Source organism: Phytoactinopolyspora halotolerans (assembly GCF_010550675.1).
GTDB classification, from domain to species: Bacteria; Actinomycetota; Actinomycetes; order Jiangellales; family Jiangellaceae; genus Phytoactinopolyspora; species Phytoactinopolyspora halotolerans.
The window spans coordinates 219650-236324 of record NZ_JAAGOA010000006.1; the positions used below are offsets into that span (position 1 = coordinate 219650).

Sequence of the window (16675 nt, forward strand, 5' to 3'; positions counted from 1 at the left end):
GGCCAGAGCCCGGACCGTTGCCACCGTCGCCGGTGGGCCACCCCGTCGCATTGACCGCCATGGAATGCCGCCTTTCGCCAGGTCAGCCGGCCACCTGGGCGCGGGCGTCCGACCAGCGTTGGTTCAGCTCGGAGAAGTAGGACTCCTTGTCGCCGTCGGCCGCGCCACGGGCGATATCGATCATTTCCTGGTTGTAGAGCCAGCCGTCGAGGTCGATCTCGGCGGTCTTGAAGATGTCGGAGTACAGGGTCTCCTCGCCCTCAGGCGGGGGCGTGAGCTCGAAGAACTCGATGTCCAGCGGCTCGAAGTCCTGGAGGGTGTCCGGCAACTCGCCGCCCACCGTGACGGAGAGTCCGCCCTCACTCGTGGCGTAGCCGGACTCTTCCGTGTACCAGTCGATCCACGCCCGGGCGGCTTCCTTGTGCTCGGAGTGCTTGTTGATCCCCATCTTGTAGTCGCCACCGATGCGGACGCGGAACGTGCCGTCGGTCTGGGAAGGGAACGGCCAGTAGCCGATGTCGTCGCGAGAGGCGCCGACATTCTCGGCAGCGTCCTGCATCTGGGTGACGGCCCACGAGCCGAGGAACATCGTCGCGATCTCGCCGGTACCGAGGAGGTTCTTCGACTCTTCCCAGTTGGTGGTGGTGGGGTCGTCCTCGGTCAGGCCTTCGGCGACAATGTCGTATACGAGGGAGTCGATCAGGTGGATGTCCTGGCCCTCGGTCCACGGCTCGTCCATATGGGCCATGTCGATTTCGACTTCTGATCCGGTGAGGACGCCCATGTTGCCCCGTATCTGGCCCAACGGCCAGCCGTCGCCGTAATTCGTGTAGTACGGGATGGCGTCGGTGTTCTCCTCGATCGCGCGCAGCGCGTCGATGAACTCCTCCGGGGAGGCCGGAGGCTCGGTGATCCCGGCCTCCTCCCAGACGCGCTTGTTGAACACGTAACCGTTGGCGTTGCCGGTGATGGAGATGCCGTAGACATCGCCCTGGTAGCTCTGTTCCTGGACGAAGCGGTACTTCTCGCCCAGCTCTTCCACGGTGCCGAGCGGCTCGAAGTACTCGGGCAACTGATCCCTGGTCACCGCGGCTGGGATCATCAGGACGTCGCCGTACTCTTCGGTGTTGAGCCGGATGGACACGTCGCCTTCGTACTCGGTGATCGCTTCGAAGGTGATGTCGACGTCGGGGTACTTCTCCTGGAACCGGCTCTTGTAGTCCTCCAGGACGGTGTCGACGATGTCGGTGCGATGCGTCAGCACCGTGAGATCGCCGGAAATGGTGCCGTCGCCGCTGCTCGTGTCGCTGTTCTCCGACGAGTCGTCACCGCCGCACGCGGCGAGGACCAGAGCCAGCGTGGCGATGCCCACGATGTGCTTCTTTGCCATCACGGTTCTCCTACCGATGTGTGTGGAAAGGCTTGAGGCTCGGTGGTTCGAGGGGTCGATGGCTGCGGATCTGGAAATGCGTCGATCTCGGACCCGCAGCGCGACAGGTGTTGGGAGAACGTACGCCGGTGGTAGCGCTCCCGTCAACCCTCTATGTCAACGCTGACATATCTTGCCCGGTGGTGGCGCGATGCTGCTGGAATACGGCTGGCATGCGCTTATGCTTGTCGAAGCGCGGTGTAGAGCCAGTGACCTCAGATCTGCCGGTCCAGATCTGTCCGACGATGACATGTCACCTCGAGCGGCGAATTCCTGGTACGCTCTGCCGCGTGAGCGAGCCCAATACGCGGTCACCGGCGGTGGCCGGGGAACCCGATGGCGACGGCGGCCTTGAGAGTGTCGCGTTGACGCCTCCGACGCGCGTGACCAGGTCCCGGGCGACACTCGCCGACGTGGCTCGGTTGGCCGGGGTCAGTGCGAAGACGGTCTCCCGGGTGTTCTCCGGAAACGCCTACGTGGCTGACCAGACCCGTGACCGGGTCATGGCGGCCGCGAACCGGCTCCGGTTCCGCCCGAACGATCTCGCGCGCAGCCTGCGGCACGGCGGAGTCGCGAACACCGTGGGGTTCGTGATGGGTGACATCACCAACCAGTTCTACTTCCAGGTCGCCGCGGGCATGGAGCGTGAGCTGGCCAAACATGGGATCACGATGATCCTGGCCGCGACGGAAGACGACCCGGGCAGCGAGGAGCGGGTGGTGGAGACGCTGCTCAACCAGCGCGTGCGTGCGCTGGTGATCGTGCCGATCGCCGCGGATCAGTCCTACCTCGAGGGTGAACGTCAACTCGGAACGCCGGTGATCTGCGTCGACCGGCCAGCCCGCAATCTGGTCGCCGACGCGATAGTGCTACGCAACCGTTCCGGCACGGCCGACGCGGTCCGAGCGCTGGTGACCAACGGGCATCGCAGGATCGGCTTCATCTGCAGTCCTGGCGGGCTCTACACACATGAGCAGCGGCTGGCGGGTTACCGCGACGCGCTGCGCGAGGCAGGGGTGACCGACAGTCGGCGCTGGGAGCGGCTCAAGGACGTCGATGGCCGTCCGGACGAAGAGTCGGCGCGCGAGTTGATGGCGCTCCCGGATCCGCCGACTGCCATCGTGGCGGGCAACAATCACGCCAGCGCCGGCGTGATTCGGGCGCTCGGTGAGCGCCGGTCCGAGATCGCGTTCATCGGCTTCGACGACTTCGAGCTTGCCGATGCGCTCGGCATCAGCGTGATCGCCTACGACACGCTTGAGATGGGGCGACGGGCGGCGCTTCGATTGCTGGAACGCCTCGACGATCCGACTGGGCCGCCGCAGCACATCGAGGTGGACACCCACGTCATCGCGCGCGGCTCCGGGGAGATCCCGCCTGCGTCGTGACCTGGAGCCTACGTGACGTCACTCAGGTCGCGGCCCGTCGATCTGCCCGGCAAGCTCTGCAGCGGAGACTCCGAGCAGGTCGCTGCTCTCCGTGGGGCGGAAAGTCGAATCGGCACGCGTGTACCAATCGACGCTGTGCTCGCCCGGGTCGACGATCAGCACCTCTGTCACGCCGGCCTGGAAGTAGAAGTCGAACTTCTCCCGGCTCTCATCGCCCGGAGATACGATCTCGACGACGATCTCCGCAGTCGGATTGAACGCGCGTGGTGTCGTGCCCCTGGCGAAGTAGGCGCGATCGGGAACTCGGTGGTTATTGGATTCTCCGATGTTGCAGGGGCCACTGCCCCGCAAACCACTGGCTCTGGCGAGCGGTCCTATGAGTTGAGCGAGCTGGTCGTCAACATCCCCATGTTGTCCATGTGGCGCCGGCACCATGTGGTACTCGCCCTCCCACACCTCGTCGAACAGGTCCTGACCCAGGGCGCGGCGTCGTTCGAGCAGGTCATGGACCTCGGGTGGAAGCTCACCAACCAGCACAGTGCGCATGTCCACCATGGTATCGGCGAGGCCTGCGTTCATGGCACAGAACTCCAGCAGTATCCGCAGTATGAATCAATTCGACGACGGTTACGTGCATTAAGCTGTGATTGACCTCGTCGGTTGCGTTCCTTGGCTGAGTCGGTGGACAGAGCGAGGCAGAGATGCGGGAATGGTCAGCGCAGGACGTGAGCGCCCACGGGTGCTATGCCTGGTCGAGCCGGAATGCGCGAAGACCGCGAAGAGATCGGCTCCGTTCGCGGCCTTCGCGCTACCAACAGACGTCTACCTCTCGACGTGCGAGCGCGCCTAGGACGGTGCGCCGGTGAGGGTCCGTTCCGTGGGAGGCGGGCCGGCCTCGTCGACGTCCGGCACCTTCGCGAGCCGGCTCGGCCACCACATGAACCGCCCGATGTCCAGGTTGAGCGCGGTGACGAGCACCGCCCGTACGATCAGGGTGTCGAGCAGGACCCCGAACGCGACCACGAACCCGATCTCCGCCAGGAAGACCAGCGGCATGGTCAAGAACACCGAGAACGTGCCGGCTAGGACCAGTCCGGCCGAGGTGATCACACCGCCGGTAGCCGCCAAGCCGATCAGCGCGCCGCGTCTGGTGCCCACGCTGGCGGCTTCCTCCCGCACCCGGGTCATCAGGAAGATGTTGTAGTCGATGCCCAGGGCGACGAGGAACACGAAGGCGAACAGCGGGAACGACGAGTCGGTGCCCGCGAAGCCGAACACGTTCTCGAACACGAACCCGCTGACCCCGAGGGCCGCGCCGAACGACAGGATCACCGTCCCGATCAGCACCAGCGGAGCGACCAGCGAGCGCAGCAGCGCGATCAAGATCAGCAGAACCACCACCAGGACCAGCGGGATGACCACGAGGTTGTCCCGTGCCGACGCCTCCTGCATATCGACGTTGATGGCTGCCGATCCGCCGACCACCGCATCGCTGCCGTCGATCCCGTGCACGCTGGAGCGGATCTCGTCGATGGCGTCGCCCGCCTCGTCGCTATAAGGCTGGAGGGTGAGCGTGCCCTCGATGTACGCCCGGTCATCGACGACTCTGGGCTCGGTGACCGAACCGATGGCCGGATGGTCGCGCAGTGCGGCGGAGACGGCGTCGATCTGATCGGCGTTCGCGATGACGGTCACCGGGTCGCCCGCACCGACATCGAAGTGTTCGGCGAGGACCCGCTCCGCCTGGGCGAAGTCCGGCTCGCTGGTGAAACCTTCCTCCAGGGAGAGCCCGTTCGCGTTGAGTTGAGTGATGCCCAGCGTCATCGCACCGAGGATCACGGTGGTGGTCACCCACACCATGCGGGGACGGGGCCGGATCGCGTTGCCCATCTTCGCCCACAGGCCGCGCGTGGTCGGCTCGTCGCTGCCGAAATGCGGCCGCTTGGGCCAGAAGACCCAGCGCCCGAAGATCACCAGGACAGCCGGGAACAGCGTCAGCATGGCACTCATGCCGACCGCGACGCCGACGGCGAGCACAGGCCCCATCCCGGCCGTCGAGTTCATCTCGGCGACGATCAGACACAGCATGCCGAGGACCACGGTGCCGGCGCTGGCCATGACGGCCGGACCGGCTCGGTGCAGCGCGAAGTCCATCGCCTCGTGCCGGTCTTCGTGCCGACGCAGCTCCTCGCGGTAGCGGGCCACCAGAAGCAGCGCGTAGTCGATGCTGGCCGCGAGGACCAGGACGGCGAGGATGCTCGCACTCTGCGCGTTGACGGTCAGGTCCGCGTACCTGGCCAGCAGGTAGACCACGCCTTGCGCGCAGGTCACCGCGACGCCGGCGCAGATCAGGGGCAGGATCCAGAGAATCGGGCTCCGGTAGGTCAGCAGCAGGATCACGATCACGACGGAGACTGCGGCCAACAGCAGACTGCTGTCTAGATCGCCGAACGACTCGGCCTGATCGGCCACCATCGCGAGTGGCCCGGCGATCTCCACCTGGAGGTCGCCCGCGTCACTGGTCACACGCTCGCGTACCTCGTCGAGCAGGTCCGGTGCCAGCTCCCAGTCGTCCTCGATATCGACCGGGACGATCAGCTGGATGGCCTCGCCGTCCTCCGACGGGATCGGGCCGAGAACCTCGCCGTCGAGGTTCTCGAAGGTGCGGAACGCTTCAGCGTCTGCCGCCGCCTTGGCCATGTCTGCCTCGGTGACGCCGCCGTCCCGGACGTAGACGATGACGGCCGGAACGGCTTCGGTTGAGGCGAAGGTCCCTTGTTCTTTGAATGCCGCGGTCGATTCCGCGTTGCCAGGCAGCCATTCGACCGTGTCGTTCTCTTCGACGTCGGTCAGCTGGCCGGCGAAGCTTCCGCCGATGGCGGCCAGGACGAGCCAAACCACCAGCACGAGCCATTTGCCCAGGCGCCCGGTCAAACGGCCGGTGAGTGATCGTGTCATTTCTTCCCCCCTGGTGTGTGAGCAGCGGTCGATGGAACAGACCGGCCGTGTCCTGAGAACTCATCGGGAATCCGCATCTTTCTTGATGTGGATTCTGTTGTGCCCGGAATGGTGGAGCCCGCGCACGCGATCAGCAGAAAGATACCGCGCCGGGCCGACAATGTCCTCAGGGTTTTCCCCGAGGTCAGAAACGCCCAGTTAGCGACCTCAGCTGTCATGAGGTGTCATGGCGTTCACGCCGATGTGCAGGTGGCCGAGAAATTATATCCGGGCGCTCATGACCGTTTAATTGGAGGCGTGTAATCCGCAACGAGCATGCAAATTGGTCACAATCGCGACCAAGATGTCGTTCCGTTGGCGGATCCCGCCCCGAGGATCACTCTGTCTCAGGCCAGTCGATCCGGTCGGCCAGCTCGGCGGCGGAGACGCCCAGCAGATCGCTGCGGTCGACGGGCCGGAAGCCGGCGCTTGCGCGGGCGAACCACTCCACGGTTCGAGACCCCGGATCTACGATCAGGACTTCCTTGACGCCGACCTGGAAGTAGAAGCCGAACTTGTCCCGGCTCTCGTCTCCGGGTGAGACGATCTCGACCACGACCTCGGCCGTCGGATTGAACGTGCGTGGCCTCGTGCCTTCGGCGAAGTAGGCCTGATCGGGCACCCGGTAGTTGTCGGGTTCGCCGATGTTACAGACCCCGCTGCCTCGGAGCCGCGCGCAGTCGGCTCGCGCACCGAGTATTCGTACAAGTTGGTGGTCGACGTGCCCGTGCTGTCCATGTGGCGCGGGCACCATGTGGTACTCGCCCTCCCACACCTCGTCGAACAGGTCCTGACCCAGGGCGCGGCGTCGTTCGAGCAGGTCATGGACCTCGGGTGGAAGCTCACCAACCAGCACAGTGCGCATGTCCACCATGGTATCGGCGAGGCCTGGGTTCATGGGCCTGAACGTACCCGAGGCTCATATTTGAAGTCAACAGCCGCTGAATGCCTGTGTTTATCTATATGTGCGTGGGTGTAGAGTCGCTCTAAGGTGAATCGCGACTACAGTTGGCCCGCGTGGGTGATCGTGACGACGGGGTGGCCGGCGTCGTTGGAGGCGTCGAGGTCGATCTCGGCGCTGAATCCCCAGTCGTGGTCGCCGGCCGGGTCGTCGAAGATCTGCCGGACCTCCCACCGGTCGGCATGCTCGGTGATGATGAGCATCTTGGGGTTGCGTGCGTTCGGTCCGATGCCGATGTCATCGTGCTCGTCGAAGTACGGCTCGATCGCGTCAGCCCAGGCGTCGGCGTCCCATCCGGAGGCGCCGTCCAGCTCGCCCAGCTCTTCCCACTCCTCGCGGGCGGCCAGCTCCACGCGGCGGAACATCGCGTTGCGCACGGCGACGGTGAAGGCGCGCCGGTTCGCGGTGATCGGGCGCGGCGTGTCCGTGGCGCCGGCCGTCTCCAGCCCGCCGCCCGTCGTTCCGTCGCCCTCCAACTCGTCCGGATGCTGCAGCTTCTCCCACTCGTCGAGCAGGCTGGAGTCCACCTGCCGGACCAGCTCACCGAGCCATTCGATCAGATCGGTCAGTTCTTCGGTGCGGATCTCCTCGGGCACCGTCTGGCGCAGCGCGCGGAACGCGTCCGCAAGGTAACGCAGCACCAGCCCTTCGGATCGGGCCAGCTGGTAGAAGCGGACATACTCGCCGAAGCTCATCGCCCGCTCATACAGGTCACGCGCGACGGATTTCGGTGACAGCTCATAATCGGCCACCCACGGGTTGGTCTGCCGGTACATCTCGAACGCCGCTTCCAGCAGCTCTTCGAGCGGCTTCGGGTAGGTGACGTCCTCGAGCAGTTCCATCCGCTCGTCGTACTCGATGCCCTCCGCCTTCATCTCAGCGACCGCCTCGCCGCGCGCCTTGTTCTGCTGCGCCGCGAGCACCTGCCGCGGGTCGTCCAGCGTCGACTCCACGACGGAGAGCACATCCAGCGCGTACGTCGGCGACTCGGCGTCGAGCAGCTCGAACGTGGCGAGGGCGAACGGAGACAATGGCTGGTTGAGCGCGAAGTTGGACTCCGGGTCGACGGTGAGCCGCACGACGCGGCCCTCCTCATCCGGGTGATCCAGCCGCTCGACGATGCCGCTCTGCAGCAGCGACCGGTAGATCTCGATCGCGCGCCGGATGTGCCGGCGCTGCGCGGGACGCGACTCGTGATTGTCGGTCAACAGCCGGCGCATCGCGTCGAAGGCGTTGCCGGGCCGCCCGGCCACACCCAGGACCATGGCATGGCTGACGGCGAAACTCGAGGTCAGCGGCTCAGGGGGAGACTCGACCAACCGTTGATGAGTCTTCTCACCCCAGGAGACGAACCCCTCCGGCGGCTTCTTGCGGACGACCTTCTTCCTCTTCTTCGGGTCGTCGCCGGCCTTCGCGATCGCCTTCTCGTTCTCGATGACGTGCTCGGGCGCCTGGACGATGACCTCGCCGACGGTGTCGTAACCGGCGCGTCCCGCACGCCCGGAGATCTGGTGGAACTCCCGGGCCGTGAGATGCCGCGTTCTCGTGCCGTCGAATTTCGTCAGCCCGGAGAGCACGACCGTGCGGATCGGGACGTTGATCCCGACGCCGAGGGTGTCGGTGCCGCAGATGACCTTGAGCAGTCCGGCCTGGGTGAGCCGCTCGACCAGCCGGCGGTACTTCGGCAGCATCCCGGCGTGATGGACGCCGATCCCGTGCCGCACCAGCCGGTTGAGGACCTTGCCGAATCCGGCGTGGAAGCGGAACCCGCCGATCTCTTCGGCGATCCGGTCCCGTTCCGCGCGGCTGGCGACGTTGACGCTGGTGAGCGACTGAGCGCGTTCGATCGCCGCGGCCTGGGTGAAATGCACGACGTAGACCGGGGAGCGGTGCGTCGTCAGCAGTTCGTCGAGCAGTTCATGGATCGACTCGGTCGAGTACGAGAACGTCAGCGGGACCGGCCTCGTCGTCGACGCGACCACCGCGACGTCACGCCCGGTCCTGCGCTGCAGATCCTTCTCGAAGAAGCTCACGTCGCCGAGCGTCGCCGACATCAGCAGGAACTGGGTGCGCGGGAGCTCCAGCAGCGGCACCTGCCAGGCCCAGCCGCGTTGCGGGTCGGCGTAGAAATGGAACTCGTCCATCACCACCTGGCCGACGTCGGCGTCGGCGCCGTCGCGCAGGGCGATCTGTGCCAGGATCTCCGCCGTGCAGCAGATAATGGGGGCGCCGGGGTTGACGCTGGAGTCGCCGGTCATCATCCCGACGTTGTCCGCCCCGAACGTCGCGATCAGATCGAAGAACTTCTCCGACACCAGCGCCTTCAGCGGCGCGGTATAGAAGGTCCGGACGCCTTGGCTCAAGGCGGCGAAATGCGCGCCGACCGCTACCAGGCTTTTGCCGGACCCGGTCGGTGTGTTGAGGATGACGTGTGAGCCGGACACCAGCTCGATCAGCGCTTCCTGCTGAGCTGGGTACAGGTCGAAACCGCGTTCGGACGCCCAGGCGGTGAAGGCGTCGTAGAGGGCGTCGGGTTCGGCGTCGTCGGTGAGCGGCGTCAGCGTGGGTAGCATGGCAATCCGAGCCAGCCTACCCCATGATCATCAACCCTCGGGCCGGCCCTGGTGCGGGCCGGCGGTTGAAGATCACGAGGGATAGATGACCGTCTCGCGGCCGCTCTCCCGCTCTGTCTTCTTCCACGCCTGGAAGTCGTCCTCGACCATGCCGGCTCGCCAGTAGCCGGACAGGGACAGATCGCCACGCGCGACGCCCCGGTCGTCGAGCAGGTACGGACGCAGTCCTTTGACCAGGCCTGCCTCGCCGTGGATGAACACCTGGGCCCGGCCCGGCCGCCACGGCATCGCCTTGACGGCGGCGACGAGTCTGCTCACCCCGTCGTCGGACGGCGTCTGGGTACCGGTGAACGGCGTTGCGGCGTCGTTCAGGTGCGTCGGCGTCGAGCCGTCGCGGTACAGCCAGGTGATCGCCGCGTCGGCTTTGGTGGTCAGTGGCTGCTGCTCGGCGGGGCCCGCGACGTCGAGGATCACGTGTGCCGGTACGCCGTCGTCCATCGACTCCAGGGCGGACGCGATGGCGGGTAGCGCCGCTTCGTCGCCGGCGAGGAGGTGCCAGTCGGCCTTCGGATTGGGGGCGTACGCACCGGCCGGGCCGAAGAAGCGGATCTCGTCGCCCGGTTCGGCGCGGGCCGCCCAGGGGGCGGCGATGCCGGTGTCACCGTGTGTGACGAAGTCGATCGCGATCTCGCGAGCGGCCGGGTCGACGTAGCGAACGGTGTACGTGCGCTTGATCGGCCAGTGCTCGCGCGGCATCGTCGCCTGGACCTCGGCCACATCCAGCGGATTCGGGTACTCCACCCCGGGCGCCAGGAAGAGCAGCTTGACGTACTTGTCGGTGAACTCGTTGGTGACGAAGTCCGCGAAGCCTGGACCGCCGGCCACCACCCGCACCACCGTCGGCGTCAGCCACTCGGTCCGCACCACGTGCAAGGTAGTGATGCGCCGCGCTCGAGACGCCGATCGACCGTTCTGTGCCATATGCGCCAGGCTACCCGCCCACCGCACCCGCACTCCTAAATGATCATGTGAAGTGGTTTTCTCGTGCCCTACCATGTCTGCAGACCTGTTGCGGCACGAGAAAACCCACTTCACATGATCATTTAGGGCTCGGTCTCGGAGAGGGTGAGGCGGAGGATGCGGTCGTCGCCCTCGCGGGGGTCTGTGCGGCCGTCGGTGTTGTTCGTCAGCACCCACAGCGTGCCGTCCGGTGCGACGGCGGCGTGGCGCAGCCGGCCGTAATCGTCCAGGTGCTCGGTCGGTTCGCCGGCTTCGCCACCGGGAATCGGAATCCGCCACAGCCGCTGCCCGCGCAGTGCCGCCATGAACAGGGTCTGCTCCACATACGCCAACCCGCTCGGCGACGCCTCCTCCACGGACCATTCGTGAACCGGGTCGATGTACTCGTCGCTGCCGCCGTCGTCGGGGATTCCCTCCACCTCCGGCCAACCGTAGTTGCCGCCCGCTTCGATCAGGTTCAGCTCGTCGGCGGTGGAGTCGCCGAACTCGCTCGCCCACAGCCGTCCCTCGTCGTCGAACGCGAGCCCTTCCACGTTCCGGTGCCCGTAGGAATAGACCGGCGAACCATCGAACGGGTTGTCGTCCGGGGCGTCGCCGTCGGGGGTGATGCGCAGGATCTTCCCGCCCAACGAGTCGCGGTCCTGCGAGTTCGACCCCTCGCCGGCGTCTCCGGTCGCGACGTAGAGCATGCCGTCCGGCCCGAACTCGATCCGTCCGCCGTCGTGCCGAGGGGAGGCCGGAATCCCGTCCAGGACCGTCTCGAACTCACCCAACTCGCCGTTCTCATACGACGTCCGCATCACCTGGTTCTCGTTCCCGGTGGTGGCGTAGACGTACAAGGTGTTCTCGGCGTTCGGATCGAGTGCGATGCCCAGCAGACCGCCTTCGGCCTCGCCTTCGACGCCTGGCACCTCGCCGACCTCGGTCACGTCGCCGGAATCGTCGACGCGCACGATCGTCTCCTCGTCCCGCTGCGACACCAGGGCCTCGCCGTCGGACAGGAACGCGATGTCCCACGGCGCATCCAGGCCGGTGACGATCTCCTCGACGTCGGTCGGCTCCACCGGTCCGGCTGTACCCTCTGTCGGCGTCTGTGGCGGTGATCCGGTTGTGCCGTTCTCGTCATCCGGTGGTTGCCCGCCGGTTGGAGAGCTGTCGGCTGGGGTGCCATCGGGGGAGGTCTCGGTGGGTGCCGGCGCGGGTGCGGAGTCGTCGTCATCTCCGCAGCCGGCGGCGATGAGCGCCACCGCGATCGCCGGTCCGAGCAGACGTGTCGCGTTCACCCCTCCCATCGTGCCACGCGGCCGCCGGATCTCGCTGGCGCCGAACGACGACGCGTGGCCGACCTGGCCATCCGGCGACCGGGCGACGTTGATCGATCCGGCATCGATAGGTTGGGACGGTGCGCACCGTCCTGATCCCGCCGCTGGCCGAGAACATGCCGTTGCCCGATGGCTTTGAGACCCACGTGTGGGACAGCGGGGATGAACTCCCGGCACCCGACGTGCTGGCCCGGGTCGACTGCTATGTGATGCCGTACGCGTTCGCGCCCGATACCGGGGACATCATCGGCCGGATGCCGAACCTGCAGGTGGTGCAGACGCTCACGGCCGGCTTCGAGCACGTCAAGCCCTACCTTCCGGACGGGATCACCCTGTGCAACGCACGTGGCGTGCACGACGCGAGCACGGCCGAGCTGGCGGTGGCGCTCACGTTGGCCTCGCTGCGCGGCATCCCCACGTTCGTCGAGGCGCGTTCGCGCGGCGAGTGGGCGTTCGGCTTCTATGAGGCGCTGGCCGACAAGACGGTGCTCATCGTCGGCTACGGTGCTATCGGCCAAGCGATCGAACGGCGGCTGCTGCCGTTCGAGTGCGACGTGCTCCGGGTCGCCCGTACCGCCCGCGACGGGGTCGCCGGGTTCGACGCGTTGCCCGAACTGCTGGGCCGCTGCGACGTGGTCATTCTCATCTGCCCGCTGACCGATGAGACCGCAGGCATGGTGGACGCCGCGTTCCTGGCCGCGATGCCCGACGGCGCGCTGCTGGTGAACGTCGCTCGTGGCGGCGTCGTGGACACCGACGCGCTGGTCGCCGAGCTGTCCAGCGGTCGTATCCGGGCGGCACTGGACGTGACCGATCCCGAGCCCCCGCCACCCGGGCATCCACTCTGGACCGTCCCGGGCCTGTTGCTCTCTCCGCACGTCGGCGGCTCGTCGTCGGCGTTCGAACCGCGTGCTCGCCGGCTCATCCACGCCCAGTTGCAGCGGTACGCCGCGGGCGAACCGCTGGCGAACGTGGTTGTCGGACCCGCCCGCTGACGGATGCGACGCTCCGGCCCGGGTCAGGTGTGCACGCGACCGAGAAAGTCACGGCAGAGGGCGACGACCTCGTCCAAGTTGGTCTCCAGCGCCCAGTGGCCGCCATTGAGCAGGCGAAGTTCGGCTTGGGGGAGGTCTCGGAGATAGGCGCGGGCGGACCCTTCGGGCATGTAACCATCGTGAGGCCCCCAGACGATCAGCGTCGGCGGCTGGTACTCGCGTAGGTAGGCCTGGTAAGACGGGAACCATTCAACGTTCTCCCGCAGACCCTCCATCAGCCCGACCATGACCTCTCGCCGGACCGGCGTGTCGAGCTGGGACCATGCCAGCTTCCACAAGTCCGGCGTGATGCGTTCGGCCAGGTGGTCGTCGACGTCGTTGAGGAACTCGTCCCGGAAACCCTCTTCGCTGACCGCCGCTTCGAGCGTCGCCCGACCGGAGGGTGAGGGCGTTGCCCAATACTCCTTCAGGCCGTCGTATTTCGGGCCGAGCTCGTCTTCGTAGATGTCGCCGTTCTGGATGATCAACGCGGCCACGTTCTCGGGTTGGCGCATGGCCAGGCGCAGGCCGATCTGTGACCCGTAATCGTGCAGATAGATCGCGTACCGGGACACTCCGAACTCGGCTAGCAGGCGCTGCAGAAAGTCCGCGTAACCGTCGAACGAGTAAGAGAACTCGGCCTGGTCCGGGGTGCCGCTGTAGCCGAAGCCGGGGAAGTCCGGGGCGATCAGCTGCCAGCGATCCGCGAGCATGGGAATGAGATTGCGGATTGGAACGATGAGCATGGGTAGCCGTGCGGCAGCAGCACCACCGGGGCGTACGCAGGTCCGGCGTGGCGATAGAAGACACGGGTGCCGTTCAAGTCGAGGTGGCGGTGCCGAACCATGAACCGTTCGGCCGTAGCTGGGTGGGGCATGTCGACTCTCCTGGGATTCCGGGACGCTATCGTGCGACTACCCAAAGGCGGACGGACGAAGTCATGTCGGCCCCGCTGGCACTCCTCGTGCCGGCGAGACGATGCGCGCGGCATACCTTCCGATGTGAGCTGGGCCACAGTACGATGCCTAGTCTGAGAGGGGCTTCGCGGCACGTCGCGGTCCTGAGGGGCAGCCGGGCGGCCGGCGTGGGGGTGGGACCACCACGTCAGCGGACGAGGATCGTTGCTCGAAGGTTCGCGATGATTCTCCGGTTCTGCGCTGGTCGATACAGACAGGACCAGGTCCGCGTGGGACAGCTGACGAGAGGAGTGGCGTGATGGCCAAGGGCGACGTCGTGGTGGCCGTGGGAACCCGCAAGGGACTGTGGCTGCTGCGTAGCGCGGATCGGCAGAGTTGGAGCGTGCACGGCCCGCACCTGCTGATGAAGTCGGTGGCCGCATGTGCCATTGACACCCGGGGTGGCCATACCCGGGTGCTGGCCGGTGCGAGCTACGACCACTGGGGACCCGCCGTCTCGTGGTCGGACGACCTCGGAGAGACGTGGCATGAGGCGCCTGACGGCAGCGGCGTGCGGTTCCCGTCGGACCTGGGCGCCTCGGTGGAGACGGTCTGGCAGATCCGCCCGGACACGGTCGATCGACCGGGTGTGGTCTGGGCCGGCACCGAGCCGACCGCGCTGTGGCGGTCGGAGGATGGCGGGGAGACCTTCTCACTCTGCGAAGGGCTCTGGAACCATCCGCACCGTCCGACCTGGGAGCCGGGTGGCGGTGGTCAGGCGCTGCACACGATCCTGCCGCATCCGACCGACGACAGCCGGATCATGGTCGCGATGTCCACCGGTGGCGTGTACGTCAGCGACGACGGCGGAGACACCTGGAACCCGTCGAACGGCGGCATCACGGCCGACTTCCTGCCGGGTGAACCTCCTGAATACGGGCAGTGTGTGCATAAGATCGCGCGCGACGCCGAGGAGCCCGAGCGGCTGTTCCTGCAGAACCACCCCGGCGTCTATCGCTCCGACGACGGCGGTGCGAGTTGGGTGCCGATCGCCGATGGGCTGCCGTCGAACTTCGGGTTCCCGGTCGTCGCGCATCCACATCGCGCGGACACGGCCTGGGTGGTGCCGCTGGTGGCCGACATGGAACGGCTGCCGCCGGAACGCACGCTCCAGGTCTGGCGGACCGACGATGCCGGGGGTACCTGGAAGAAGTCGGCGGTCAGCATGCCCGGCATGTTCTACGCCTCGGTGCTGCGCGACGCCTTCTGCTCCGACGACGTGCCGCCCGACGACGGCCTGGCCGGTCTGTATCTCGGCACTCGCGACGGCTCGGTGTTCGCCAGCGCCGATGAGGGCGCGACCTGGTCCGAGGTGTTGTCGCACCTGCCGGACGTGCTGTGCGTGCGCGCCGCCGTCTTGCCGAACTAGCGCCGCCCAATCTCCCATGATCATGAACAGTAACCGTTCGAATAGCACGGTTACTGTTCATGATCATGGGATGGCGGGCAGGATGGGGAGATGGCTGAGATGACGCTGGAGTCCATCGGCACCCACCAGCTGGACGCGGCCAAGAACTCGCCGAACGGCCGGGCGTCCAGAACGCTGCACAGCGGCGCCCGGCTGCGTCAGACGTTGATGGCGCTCACCGCCGGGACGCGCTGCGACGAGCACCAGAGCGAGGGCGACGCCACGGTGCAGTGTCTTCGCGGACGGGTGCGGCTCAACGCAGGCGAACGGAGCATCCTCGTCGAGGAGGGCACGCTGGTCGACGTGCCGCCGTGGCGCCACGACCTGGTCGCGGACGAGGACTCCCTGGTGATCCTGACCGTCGGCCTCGGCTGAGCCCCATGATCATGAACACTAACCGTGCTATGTGAACGGTTAGTGTTCATGATCAACGGCGCTGGGGGTGGGGTCGGGCGGCGCGTTCCCATGCGTCGAGCAGCCGATCCGCGGAGCCGCCGACCGGGCCGATCGCGTCGTACCGGACATCCTCGCCGGGCAGCTCGGCCGTGCCGACCGCGCCGACCGCGAGCGCGGCGTCGTCGATGGTGGACGAGCAGACGTCCAGCAGGTAGTCAGGGACGGTGAGGGCCGGGTCGACGCAGCCCACGACGGGCACACCGGCGGCGACGATCAGCGGGAAGACCGTTCCCGGGATCCCGATGGCCGCCTCAGCGCGCCCGGCGGCCTGCACGGAGGGGACGTCGCTGATCTCGTACCGGTCCCACAACGACGGATCCTCCCGCGGATGCATCCCGACGACGACGTGCGCGCCTGCCGCGGCCAGACGCTCGGCACAGGCCAGCAACAGCTCGGTGCCCGGAGCCGCGCCGCCGGTCTCGTCCGGGTAGGTGACGCTGGTCAGCACCAACACGGTATCCGGTTCGGGACGGTGTACCGGCAGGTGATCCGTCTGCGGCGAGCCGACGACGCGGACTCTGCGGTGCGAGCCCAGGTAGGAGGAGAACGCTCGGGCCTCGGCGGGCGACGACGAGGTGATCACCCGAAGCCGGCTCCTGAGCTCATGCGCTCGGGGTGCCTGTTGCGGATTCAGGTAGGCGAGTGAGCTCGCGGCGACGGGCAGTCGGCTCAGCCGCGCGGCGCAGTCCGCCGGCCAGTCCGCGGCACCGGTCACCACCAGCAGGTTCGCCGGAGGTGCGTCGTCGGGCGTGGCGGTCTCCACCGTATCGTCGGGATCGATCACCGAGGTGTCCGGCACGAGCTGGACGATCCGGATGCCGCGCCGCGCCGCCGCGTCCACAAGCGGCCGGACATGGTACGTGCCCCAAGGCTCGTTCGTCGCGATGAGGACGGTCGGTGAACCGGGCCTCGATCGGTGGCCGTGCGGGTGGGTGGCCCCGGGTGCGCTCGTCATCGGGGCATCCTGACGTGCGGTTCGCTGCGCAGCTCTCGCTGCTTGTGCGCCGTCCGGTCCGACGCCGGCCAGCCCGGCGCCGATCAGGCCGGCCCCGGCGAGCGTGCCGGTGAGCAGCGTCCGTCTGGAAACCATGTGGTGCTCCTTCTTTGTCGTCCGGCTCGGCACCCTAGCCG

The 16675-nt window shown here is 67.0% G+C and carries 12 protein-coding genes and 1 pseudogene; 4 read left to right on the top strand and 9 right to left on the bottom strand.

The genetic code is table 11. The features are described 5' to 3' along the window. Nucleotides 1-82: 82 nt before the first annotated feature. On the bottom strand, nucleotides 83-1390 hold the full coding sequence (locus G1H10_RS10950) for an ABC transporter substrate-binding protein (RefSeq protein WP_163736802.1): 1308 nt from the start codon (nucleotides 1388-1390) through the stop codon (nucleotides 83-85). 329 nt (nucleotides 1391-1719) lie between these two features. Between G1H10_RS10950 and G1H10_RS10955 the strand changes: the two genes are divergently transcribed. Continuing rightward, nucleotides 1720-2817, top strand: coding sequence for a LacI family DNA-binding transcriptional regulator (locus G1H10_RS10955; RefSeq protein WP_216853140.1), 1098 nt, complete (start codon nucleotides 1720-1722; stop codon nucleotides 2815-2817). Between the two features lie 18 nt (nucleotides 2818-2835). Here G1H10_RS10955 and G1H10_RS10960 read toward each other — a convergent pair whose 3' ends face one another. The 6 genes from G1H10_RS10960 to G1H10_RS10985 all read right to left on the bottom strand — a co-directional run bounded on the left by G1H10_RS10960 (nucleotide 2836) and on the right by G1H10_RS10985 (nucleotide 11660). Further along, nucleotides 2836-3363 (bottom strand): Uma2 family endonuclease, encoded by a 528-nt coding sequence (locus tag G1H10_RS10960; protein ID WP_163736805.1) that lies wholly within the window; start codon nucleotides 3361-3363, stop codon nucleotides 2836-2838. A 300-nt stretch (nucleotides 3364-3663) separates the two neighbouring features. Continuing rightward, entirely contained in the window at nucleotides 3664-5775 is a 2112-nt protein-coding gene (locus tag G1H10_RS10965; protein ID WP_163736807.1) for an MMPL family transporter, read from the bottom strand. Between the two features lie 376 nt (nucleotides 5776-6151). After that, nucleotides 6152-6679 (bottom strand): Uma2 family endonuclease, encoded by a 528-nt coding sequence (locus tag G1H10_RS10970; protein ID WP_163736810.1) that lies wholly within the window; start codon nucleotides 6677-6679, stop codon nucleotides 6152-6154. A gap of 137 nt (nucleotides 6680-6816) precedes the next feature. After that, a complete protein-coding gene (locus tag G1H10_RS10975; protein WP_163736813.1) occupies nucleotides 6817-9348 on the bottom strand; it encodes a DEAD/DEAH box helicase in 2532 nt (843 codons plus the stop codon). A gap of 72 nt (nucleotides 9349-9420) precedes the next feature. After that, entirely contained in the window at nucleotides 9421-10329 is a 909-nt protein-coding gene (locus tag G1H10_RS10980; protein ID WP_163736815.1) for a siderophore-interacting protein, read from the bottom strand. A gap of 122 nt (nucleotides 10330-10451) precedes the next feature. Continuing rightward, nucleotides 10452-11660 (bottom strand): PQQ-dependent sugar dehydrogenase, encoded by a 1209-nt coding sequence (locus tag G1H10_RS10985; protein ID WP_163736819.1) that lies wholly within the window; start codon nucleotides 11658-11660, stop codon nucleotides 10452-10454. Nucleotides 11661-11806: 146 nt separating this feature from the next. Between G1H10_RS10985 and G1H10_RS10990 the strand changes: the two genes are divergently transcribed. Then, on the top strand, nucleotides 11807-12685 hold the full coding sequence (locus G1H10_RS10990) for a 2-hydroxyacid dehydrogenase (RefSeq protein WP_163737159.1): 879 nt from the start codon (nucleotides 11807-11809) through the stop codon (nucleotides 12683-12685). A gap of 23 nt (nucleotides 12686-12708) precedes the next feature. Here the strand turns inward: G1H10_RS10990 and G1H10_RS10995 are convergent. After that, nucleotides 12709-13601, bottom strand: a pseudogene (locus tag G1H10_RS10995) (alpha/beta fold hydrolase). Nucleotides 13602-13936: 335 nt separating this feature from the next. On the opposite strand from G1H10_RS10995, the gene G1H10_RS11000 reads away from it, so the two are divergent. Then, a complete protein-coding gene (locus G1H10_RS11000; RefSeq protein ID WP_376778597.1) occupies nucleotides 13937-15049 on the top strand; it encodes a WD40/YVTN/BNR-like repeat-containing protein in 1113 nt (370 codons plus the stop codon). 90 nt (nucleotides 15050-15139) lie between these two features. After that, complete coding sequence (locus G1H10_RS11005; RefSeq protein ID WP_163736825.1) at nucleotides 15140-15463, top strand: cupin domain-containing protein; 324 nt, start codon at nucleotides 15140-15142, stop codon at nucleotides 15461-15463. A gap of 52 nt (nucleotides 15464-15515) precedes the next feature. Here the strand turns inward: G1H10_RS11005 and G1H10_RS11010 are convergent, their stop codons facing one another. Next, the gene (locus G1H10_RS11010; protein WP_174264248.1) at nucleotides 15516-16634 is read right to left on the bottom strand and encodes a hypothetical protein; all 1119 of its coding nucleotides are present in this window, start codon (nucleotides 16632-16634) and stop codon (nucleotides 15516-15518) included. Nucleotides 16635-16675 lie beyond the last annotated feature (41 nt).